This window comes from Streptomyces malaysiensis subsp. malaysiensis (genome assembly GCF_040653035.1).
Taxonomy (GTDB): domain Bacteria; phylum Actinomycetota; class Actinomycetes; order Streptomycetales; family Streptomycetaceae; genus Streptomyces; species Streptomyces malaysiensis.
The window spans coordinates 43830-53429 of record NZ_JBEZNG010000047.1 but is presented as its reverse complement, the minus strand read 5'-3'; the positions used below and the strand labels follow the sequence as shown (position 1 = coordinate 53429).

The following is a 9600-nucleotide window of genomic DNA, read 5'->3' as shown; positions in this document are numbered from 1 at the left end:
CCCTCGTACTGGGCGTACTCGGGTGACGCGACAACGCGGCGAGCGGCCGTGCCAGGCGTCGGGAGCAGGGCGCCCCCTTTGACGACAGGCCCTAGACACCGCCACGTCATCAATCGACGACTTCATCTCGCGACGACGGGAAGGGGACCTCCGTGCCGCGCATCGACCGGCTCGACCTCTACGTGGTGGAGCTGCGGCTCACCCACGGCTTCACCGCCAGCACCCACAGCGCCCGGACCCTGCTGCATGTGGTCGTTCGCGCCACCACCGCCGACGGCCGCACGGGGTGGGGCGAGGCGCCCGTGCCCGTCGATCCGTACTACTTGGGCGAGACGACCGACACCGTGTGGTCCGTGACCCGCGACTTCCTCGCTCCGGCGGTCATGGGCCGCTCCTGGGACACCATCGAGGAGTTCACGGCCCTCTACGGCCGGGTCAAGGCCAACAACTTCGCCCGGTGCGGCATGGAGATGGCCGCGTGGAACCTGCTGGCCGCCACCACGGACCGACCGCTGGCCACTCTGCTCGGTGGCGCGGCGCGCACCCATGTCCCCTCCGGTGTCAGCCTGGGCATGGACGGCGACTACGACCGGCTGTGCGACACCATCGCGCACCACGTCGGGCAGGGGTACCAGCGGGTGAAGGTCAAGATCGGCCCAGGAGCCGATGTGAAAGTGCTGGAGGCGATCAGGAACCGGTTCCCGGAGCTGCCGCTGATGGCCGACGCCAACTGCGCCTACGCCCTTGAAGACCTCCCGCGGCTGCGCGATCTGGACGGGTTCGGGCTGATGATGATCGAGCAGCCGCTGGCCTGGGACGATCTGCTGGACCATGCCACCCTGCAAAAGGAACTGACCACACCGCTCTGCCTCGACGAGAGCCTCACCTCCGCCGGACGGGCGCGGGAGGCGCTGGCCCTGGGCAGCTGCCGTGTGGTCAACATCAAACCGGCTCGCCTGGGCGGTCTGCTGGAGGCCGTCCGGGTCCATGACGCCTGTGTGGCGGCCGGGGTGCCGGTGTGGTGCGGTGGTATGCACGACTTCGGTATCAGCCGGGCGGCCAATGTCACGCTCTCCGCGCTGCCCGGTTTCACACTGCCCGGCGACAACTCCGGCTCCGACAAGTACTTCGGCGAGGACATCGTCACTCCGGAAACGCGGGCGGTGGACGGCCTGATCGAGGTTCCGGACACGGCCGTGCCGTACGAGGTGAAGGAGGACTTCCTCGAGGCCCACACCCGGCGGCACATCCAGCTGACGGCCTGAGCCGGACGGCGGGGCGGTACGTGGCGTGGGCGGTACGTGGCGTGGGCGGTACGTGACGCGGGCCGCAGGCGACGTGGGCCGTACGTGACGCGGGCCGTAGGCGACGCGGGCCGTACGCGGCGCGGGCCATAGGTGACGACCGGACGGTACGTGACGACCGGGACCCCACGCCCCGTACCGTCCCGTACCTCACTCCGCGCTGAACAGGCGGCGTACGGCCTGCCGGTCCGGCTTTCCCACGCCTCGCAGCGGCAGGGCCCGAACGATCCGGATGTCCTTGGGCGCGGCGGCGCGTCCCAGCCGGTCCCGGACCGCGCTCTTCAGCGCGCCGACCGCCTCCCGCCCCACCTCGCCCGGTTCACACGGAGCGATGGCGGCCACGACGATCTGCCCCCACTCCGGGTCGTCCACCCCCACCACACACACGTCCCCGACTCCGGGCTGTTCGCGCAGCACCCGCTCCACCACGGACGGGGACACCTTCACACCACCGGTGACGATCACGTCATCGGCCCGGCCCAGCACCTGAAGACGGCCGTCCTCCCGCCAGCGCCCGAGGTCGTCGGTGCGGAACCAGCCGTCCTCGAACGAATGGGCCGTCCGCTCCGGCCGGTTGAGATAGCCCGATGCCAGGGTCGGCCCGCCGAGAGCTATCGGACCGCCCGCCGTGGGCCCGGCCGTTCCCTCCGGTGGCGGGCCGATCCGCACCCGCACCCCGGCCAGCGGCACTCCGTCGTAGACACAGCCGCCGGCGGTCTCGGTCATGCCGTAGGTGGTCACCACCCTCACGCCCGCCTCCCGCGCCCGCGCCAGCAACGGCTCGGGGGCGCCCGCGCCGCCCAGCAGCACGGCGTCGAACTCCCGTAACGCGGCCAGGCCGGGGCCACCGGCATCCAGCAGACGCCGGATCTGCGTGGGCACCAGCGCGGTGTAACGGCATCCGGCGGAGCGGAACCGCTCCGGCCGAAAGCCCTGCCGCAGATCGTGGACCACTGCCTCCGCCCCGGCCAGCAGGGAGCGGACCAGGACCTGTACGCCCGCGACATGGTGTGCAGGCAGCGTGAGCAACCAGCGACCGGGGCCCCCGAGCCTGGTGTGCGTCGCCTCGGCCGAGGCGCGCAGCGCCCGGGCGGAGAGCAGCACGCCCTTGGGCTCGCTGGTGGAGCCTGAGGTGCCGACCACCACCGCCGTCCCGGTCGGCACGGGTCCGCTGATGTCGAAACCGGGCGGGCCCCCACCGGCCGCCACGGGCAGTACGGTTTCCCCGGTCCCCTCGACCGCCGCGGCCAGCGCACAGGACAGCGCGCCGACCGTGTTCGCCGAACCGTCGCAAGGCAGGATCAGCATCGCGGTGGCTCCTCCGCGAAAGACATCCGTCATCATGCGAGCGATCGCCTTCACACCCCGAGACCGCTCACCCCTCCGGCCCACGCTAAGGGCCCGATGGCACGGTGGGCCGATGTGGCGGAACGACCTGTCAGGAAACTGCCACGGCCTTCCGGACCACCACCCTCCGGTCGGCGGACACCGATTGCACTGGCGGGGCGCGGCGACTGTCCAAGACCCGTGCCGGGATGCCGATACCGTACGGGTATCGTCGCACCATGGAGCTACGAACGTTGCGCTACTTCGTGGCGGTGGCCGAGGAACTCCACTTCGGTCGGGCCGCCGCCCGGCTGCATATGAGCCAGCCACCGCTGAGCCGGGCGATCAAGGCACTGGAAACCGACGTCGGCGCCGCGCTGTTCCGCCGGTCGTCCGCCGGTGTCGCGCTCACTCCGGTGGGGGAGGTGCTGCTGGACGAGGCGCGTGCGCTGCTCGATCATGCCGACCGGGTGCGCGTACGCGTGGCCGCCGCGGCCGGAGCGGCGGCCATCACCGTGGGCATGCTGGCTGACAGCACCGACCCGGGCGCCACCCGGCTGGCCGCCGCCTACTCCCGGCGGCACCCGGACGTCGAGGTCCACATCCGCGAGACCGATCTGACCGATCCCACCTGCGGGCTGCACGCCGGACTGGTCGATGTCGCCCTGACCCGCGGGCCGTTCGACAAGACCGGCCTGATCACGCGCGAGTTGCGCGCCGACCCGGTGGGCGCGCTGCTGCGCGCCGACGATCCGCTGGCCCGCCGCGACAGCCTGGCCCTCGCCGACCTGGCGGACCGCCGCTGGTTCCTGTTCCCGGCGGGCACCGACCCCGTCTGGCAGTCGTACTGGAACGGCGGGGAACCTCGCGAGGGCCCGGTGGTGCGCGGCGTCCAGGAATGCCGGCAGGCCGTGCTGTGGAACGGCACGGTCGGCATGACCCCCATGGGCCATGAGTCACCGGCAGGGCTCACCGCGGTGCCGCTGATCGACATGCCGCCGAGCCGCGTGGTGGCGGCGTGGAAGGAGGACGACACCAATCCCCTGATCCGCTCGTTCGTCCAGATCGCGACCGCCGCCTACCGCGGGAGCGACCGTACGCCATGACACCGTCCGTCCCACGCCGAGCCGTCGGCCGGCGGCCTGCGCACGCGACCGGTGTCATGCGTCTTCCCGCTCCATCCTGACCAGGTGCACGGCCGTGCTGGCCCAGTCGCCGGGCCGGAGGTCCGGGTGGCACCCGTACTCGGCGAGCACGGTGGCATGGTGCACCTCACCGGTGCGGGTGTCGCGGTAGCGGGCGCCTGGGGTGAGGCCGCGCAGCCGCACCGGCAGGCGCGGCACTCCGTGGCGGGGGCCGCGCTGCCAGGCCAGGACCAGGGTCTCGGCGCCGTCCTCGGCGGCGTACTGCACCACGGTCGGTTGTTCGCCGTGCGGCCCGGACAGCCGGTAGAGGGCGCCGTGCTGGACGAGGTGGCGCACCCGCTTGTACTCGGCCACCAGAGCGGCGCCCTCGGCGAGTTCCGCCTCGGACCAGCGGGCCAGATCGCCGCCGATGCCCAGCAGCCCGCACATCGCCACATGGAAGCGGAACCGCAACGGCACGGTGCGGGAGGTGAGTTGATTGGGTACGTCGGTCACCCACGCGGACATCGCGCGCGCCGGGTGGAGCTGGCCGAAGCCGTGCTGGATGACCAGGCGGTCGACGGCGTCGGTGTTGTCCGACGCCCACGCCTGGTCGGTACGGGTGAGGATGCCGAGATCGATCCGTCCGCCACCGCCGCTGCACGTCTCGATGCGCAGCCCGGGGTGGTCGGCGCGCAGCCGGTCGAGGACGCCGTACAGATTGGCCACATAGCGTGTCCACAGCCGGTCGTGGCCGTCGGGAGCGCCGGGCCACCCGGCCTCGCTGAAGGCGCGGTTCATGTCCCACTTCAGGAAGTCGATGCCGCAATCCGCCACCAGCCGGGTCAGCCAGCCGTGGGCCCAGTCGGCGACGTCGTCGCGCGCGAAGTTCAGGACGAGCTGGTTGCGCAGTTCGCTGCGGGCCCGGCCGGGAGTGTGCAGCACCCAGTCGGGGTGCTCGCGGTAGAGGTCGCTGTCGGGGTTGACCATCTCCGGCTCCACCCAGACGCCGAAGCGCATGCCCAGGCGGTGCACCGTGTCGGCCAGGGGGCCGAGGCCCTGGGGGAAGCGCTCCCGGGCCGGGGTCCAGTCGCCGAGCCCCGCGTGGTCGCCGCGCCGGGCCCCGAACCAGCCGTCGTCGACGACGTACAGCTCCACACCGAGGGCGGCGGCCCGCTCGGCCAGCGCCTTCTGGTTCGCCTCGGCCACGTCGAAGCCGGTGGCCTCCCAGGAGTTGTAGAGCACGGGCGCCACCTCACGTCCATGCGGCAGGACGTGGTTCAGCGTGTACGCGTGCCAGGCGCGGCTCGCCGCGCCGAACCCGCCGTCCGTGCACAGCCCGGCGAACACCGGGGTGGTGAATTCCTCGCCCGGCGTGAGTGGCACGCAGGTGCCCTCGTGGCCGACGCCACCGGTGAAACCCGCGCGTCCGTCCGGGGTGCGCTGGACGGTGATGCGCCAACTCCCGCTCCAGGCGAGGGCCGCGCCGAACACCCTGCCGTGCTCCTCGGCCGCGTCACCCGCGTCCACCATCACCCAGGGGGCGGCGTGATGACTGGGGATTCCGCGCCGGCTGGTCAGCACCGTCTCCCCGTGCGGCAGGTGTTCGCGGCGCAGCTGACTCTCCGCGGACCACTGGCCGGTGACATGGCTGAGCCGGTAGTCGGCCAGCGGCGGCAGCGACCAGGCCGCCGAGTCGGCCCGGACCAGTCCGAGTCGCTGGTCGCCGTCGTTGCGCAGCACCGTCCAGCGCTCGATGACATCCGTGTCGTCCCGCACCCGGTAGCGGAGGGAGACGCGCAGGGGGTAGAGGCGGTCGCGGAACTCCAGATGGAGTTCGCTCACACCGTCGGACGGTGCGATGACGCGGTGCCCGGTCGGCTGCCACTCGAAGCCGCGGGAGCCGTCCTCGTAGCGGATCTGGAGGGAGGGCGTGCCGTACCGCGTGCCGCCGTCGACCGGCAGTTCCTCGCCCACCGCGGGCCGTCCCTCGAAGCTGCTCGCCGCCTCCCCGGCGGGCACGACCAGCTCCTCCGCCTCCGCCGGTGTCAGCCGTGGCCCCCATGCGAGATGGCAGGGGGCGCCCGTGTCGTCGATGCGCAGGGCGTACGAGGTGTGGGGAGTGGTCAGCAGCCAGACCCCGCTGTCCGGGGCATGGTAGATCGTCGGCATCGGGCCTCACGTTCGGGAGACGGCGGGGGAGCGGCGGGTGCCGCCCCACGGATGCGGGGCGCTCGGTGAGTGACTTACGTGAGTGAGTTCGGTGAGTGACGTCCGTGAGTGGGAGGAAGTCGCCCGGCAAGCCAACGAGACCTTCGATCACATGTCAACACCCCGTGTGTGGCTGGCTTTGGAAGCGGGATCAGGACTCACAGGCAATCCTCAGGTGATTCTTGTTTCTTTCATTGACAGCGGAAAATAAGGGGCCTAGGTTCCCGGCCATGTCCTCGCCCTCCGCTGCCGAGTCGTTCCCGGCGCATACGTCGGCCGCCTCGCAGATCTTCACCACGGTCCTGTCCCAGGGCCCTCTCACCCGCTCGGAGGTGGCCCGGCGGGCGGGGCTGTCGGCCGCGGCCGTCACCAAGGCGGTCCGTCCCCTGATCGAGGCCGGCTATCTGGTGGAGGATGTGGACGAGGACGCGCGCCCGGCGCTCGGGCGGCCCGCGAACCTGGTCCGGGTGGACGGCGGCCGTGCGCTGTTCATCGGGGTCAAGGTGACCGGCGACAAGATCATCGGTGTGCTCACCGACCTGTGCTGCCGGATCCTGGTCGCCCGGTACGTGCCCCTCGCCGCCCGGGACCCCAAGGCGGTGCTGGGGTCGGCCGCGGAGCTCGTACGGGAGTTGCTCATCGAAGCGGACGGCCTCGGCGTACGTGTCGCGGGACTGGGCATGGCCGTCTCCGGCGATGTGGACCGCGCCGAGGGCGTCGTGCGCTACTCGCCCTTCCTGGAGTGGCGTGATGTGCCGCTCGCCGAACTCGCCGCCATGACCACCGGGTTGCCGGTGACCGTCGACAACGACGTACGCGCGCTGACCGTGGCCGAGCAGTGGTTCGGGGCGGGCGTGGGCCTTTCCGGCTTCGCCCTTGTGACGGTCGGGGCGGGCATCGGCTGCGGTCTCGTTGTCCACGGCAAGGTGGTGGCAGGGGCCCATGGCGTGGCGGGCGAGATCGGGCACGTGGCCGTCGACCCGGCGGGCCCGCGCTGCCACTGCGGCAACCGTGGCTGTGTGGAGGCCATCGCGAGCGACGACGCCATCGTCCGTCAGGTCCGCGCGGCCACCGGGGTCCAGGTGGCCGACGCGGTGGAGGCCGCCGGACTGGCCCACGACGGTGTCGCCGGAGCCCGGGAGGTCTACGCACGGGCCGGTGATGCCATCGGCCGCGGTATCGCCACCGTGGCCAATCTGCTCGGCCCCGAACGCGTGATCATCTCCGGCGAGGGCCTGGCCGCCTACGACCTGTTCGCCGACCATATCCGCGACGCGTTCGCCACGGCGGCCTTCGGCTCCGCGGCGCGATGCGATGTACAGACCCGGCCGCTGCCCTTCGACGAGTGGGCCCGTGGCGCCGCGGCCACCGCCATCCAGTCCTTCATCAGGTCCGACGCGAACCAGCACCTACGAGGAGCCGCCCTGACACAGCCCGCCTGAACAGGAACACCGTGCCCTCCGCGACCCTCTCCCACTCCGGTCGCGGACGCGGCGACCGCCTCTCCCTCGCCGTCGTCATCGCCTGCCGCTGATCACCCTGTTGTCCTCGTCCGGCCGCCCGCGCCCGCCTCACTCGTGCCGTCGTTCGCCGAATGACCGTGAGCCCCCCCCACGCCGCTGGTGTACTTCGCACGCCGGCCCCCGTTCCTCGGCGTGTTCACCTCGGTACGGGCACGAGCCGAGCCCTCGCCGCCGTCACCCCGAACCGCGCCGCGTCTCCCCGCCATCCCCCGCACCACACCTCCTGGAGGTAGGACCCATGCGGTCATCCTCGTCTCCCCTCATGCCCGTACGCGGTCTGAGATCCCTCGTCGTCCTGGCCCTCGCCGCGGCCTTCGCGACGGCCGCCCCGGCGGCGCGGGCACAGCCCGACGACGGCAGCGCCACTTCGGTCGCCTCGGTCACCGCCGCCGCCAAGCCCTATATGGGCTGGAGCAGTTGGAGCATGCAGTCGTCGAAGTACCCGGGCCTCAACCCGAACGGCGACTACAGCTACCTCACCGAGGCCAACGTCCTGAAACAGACCGACGCCATGGCCGCCAAGCTGAAGAAGTACGGCTACGAGTACATCAACATCGACGCCGGCTGGTGGCGCGACTACGCGTGGACGCCCGAGTTCGACGAGTACGGCCGGCAGAAGGCCGATCCGGTGCGCTTCCCCAGCGGTATGAAGTCGGTCGCCGACCATATCCACGCCAAGGGCCTCAAGGCCGGTATCTATCTCCCCGTCGGCCTGGAGAAGGAGGGGTACGGCGGCGGCAAGGTGCCGATCTGGAACGCCGAGGGCTGCACCACCGCCGATATCGTCTACGACGACCTGCGCACCACCAACGGCTGGGACAGCGCGTACAAGATCGACTTCTCGAATCCCTGCGCACAGAAGTACATCGACTCCCAGGCCCGGCTGTTCGCCGACTGGGGCTATGACTTCCTCAAGCTGGACGGCGTGGGCCCCGGCTCCTTCAAGAGCGGCGACAACTACGACAACGTCGCCGACGTGGCCGCCTGGCAGAAGGCGATCTCCGCCACCGGCCGCCCGATCCACCTGGAGCTGTCCTGGTCCCTGGACATCGGCCACGCCGAGGACTGGAAGAAGCACTCCAACGGCTGGCGCGTCGACACCGACGTCGAGTGCTACTGCAACACGCTCGTCAGCTGGGAGAACTCCGTCGACGACCGCTGGGACGACACCCCCGCCTGGACCCGGCACGCGGGCCCCGGCGGCTGGAACGACCTCGACTCCCTCGACGTGGGCAACGGTGAGATGGACGGCCTGACCAAGGCCGAGCGGCAGAGCTACGCCACGCTGTGGGCGATCGCCAAGTCCCCGCTCTACACCGGTGACGACCTGACCAAGCTGGACTCCTACGGTCTTTCCCTGCTGACCAACCGCGAGGTCCTCGCCGTCGACCAGGGCGACACCCCGCCCGCGCAGCCGGTCACACCGTCCGACCCCCAGCAGGTGTGGGCCGCGAAGAACCCCGACGGCACCTACACCGTCGCCCTGTTCAACCTCGCCGACAAGCCCGCCTCGGTGACCGCCGACTGGTCGACGCTCGGCTTCACCGGCAAGGCCACGGTCCGGGACCTGTGGAACCACGAGAACCTCGGCAGCCACAAGAACAAGATCACCGAGGCCCTGCCCGCCCATGGATCCCGCCTCTTCACGGTCACCCCGCGCGGCGACGCGCTCACCTGGACCGGTATCGAGGCCGAGGCATCGGCGAACACCCTGGAAGGCAACGCCTCGGTCGCCGACTGCACGGCCTGCTCCGACGGCCACAAGGTCGGCAACCTCTACACCGGTGGCAAGCTGACCATCAACAACGTCGTCGTCGACAAGGCCGGCACCTACCAGATCAAGGTCGCCTACATCAGCGGTGACGCCCGCTCCGCCGACATCTCGGCCAACGGCGGTGGCGCCACGCGCCACAAGTTCCCCTCGACGGGCGACTGGTCCACCGTCAACAGCGTCCATGTACCGGTGACGCTCAAGGCCGGCTCCAACACCATCACGTTCGACAGCGGTTCCGACTACGCGCCGGACATCGACCGGATCGACGTACCGAAGTCCTCCTGAACACCCGGGGGCCCGGCCCCGGCCGGGCCCCCTTCGGATCTCAGACGCCTGGA

The 9600-nt window shown here is 71.2% G+C and carries 6 protein-coding genes; 4 read left to right on the top strand and 2 right to left on the bottom strand.

Annotated elements, in window-relative coordinates; all coding sequences use genetic code 11:
• The first annotated feature begins 152 nt into the window (after positions 1 to 152).
• Positions 153 to 1265 (top strand): o-succinylbenzoate synthase, encoded by a 1113-nt coding sequence (gene menC, locus AB0E24_RS44015; RefSeq protein ID WP_359385525.1) that lies wholly within the window; start codon positions 153 to 155, stop codon positions 1263 to 1265.
• 189 nt (positions 1266 to 1454) lie between these two features.
• Here menC and menE read toward each other — a convergent pair whose 3' ends face one another.
• Complete coding sequence (gene menE, locus AB0E24_RS44010) at positions 1455 to 2612, bottom strand: o-succinylbenzoate--CoA ligase (RefSeq protein ID WP_232636963.1); 1158 nt, start codon at positions 2610 to 2612, stop codon at positions 1455 to 1457.
• A gap of 257 nt (positions 2613 to 2869) precedes the next feature.
• Between menE and AB0E24_RS44005 the strand changes: the two genes are divergently transcribed.
• Positions 2870 to 3736 (top strand): LysR family transcriptional regulator, encoded by an 867-nt coding sequence (locus AB0E24_RS44005; protein WP_232636964.1) that lies wholly within the window; start codon positions 2870 to 2872, stop codon positions 3734 to 3736.
• A gap of 54 nt (positions 3737 to 3790) precedes the next feature.
• Here the strand turns inward: AB0E24_RS44005 and AB0E24_RS44000 are convergent, their stop codons facing one another.
• Positions 3791 to 5926 (bottom strand): alpha-galactosidase, encoded by a 2136-nt coding sequence (locus AB0E24_RS44000; RefSeq protein WP_359385522.1) that lies wholly within the window; start codon positions 5924 to 5926, stop codon positions 3791 to 3793.
• Positions 5927 to 6195: 269 nt separating this feature from the next.
• Between AB0E24_RS44000 and AB0E24_RS43995 the strand changes: the two genes are divergently transcribed.
• Both AB0E24_RS43995 and AB0E24_RS43990 read left to right on the top strand, forming a co-directional pair.
• The gene (locus tag AB0E24_RS43995) at positions 6196 to 7407 is read left to right on the top strand and encodes an ROK family transcriptional regulator (protein WP_100805089.1); all 1212 of its coding nucleotides are present in this window, start codon (positions 6196 to 6198) and stop codon (positions 7405 to 7407) included.
• A 319-nt stretch (positions 7408 to 7726) separates the two neighbouring features.
• Entirely contained in the window at positions 7727 to 9547 is a 1821-nt protein-coding gene (locus AB0E24_RS43990) for an alpha-galactosidase D (RefSeq protein ID WP_359385519.1), read from the top strand.
• Positions 9548 to 9600: the final 53 nt, after the last annotated feature.

Coding starts and splice junctions, on each gene's coding strand:
- AB0E24_RS43990 (WP_359385519.1), top strand. CDS start 7,727: ATGCGGTCATCCTCGTCTCCCCTCATGCCCGTACGCGGTCTGAGATCC.
- AB0E24_RS44000 (WP_359385522.1), bottom strand. CDS start 5,926: ATGCCGACGATCTACCATGCCCCGGACAGCGGGGTCTGGCTGCTGACC.
- AB0E24_RS43995 (WP_100805089.1), top strand. CDS start 6,196: ATGTCCTCGCCCTCCGCTGCCGAGTCGTTCCCGGCGCATACGTCGGCC.
- AB0E24_RS44005 (WP_232636964.1), top strand. CDS start 2,870: ATGGAGCTACGAACGTTGCGCTACTTCGTGGCGGTGGCCGAGGAACTC.
- menE (WP_232636963.1), bottom strand. CDS start 2,612: ATGCTGATCCTGCCTTGCGACGGTTCGGCGAACACGGTCGGCGCGCTG.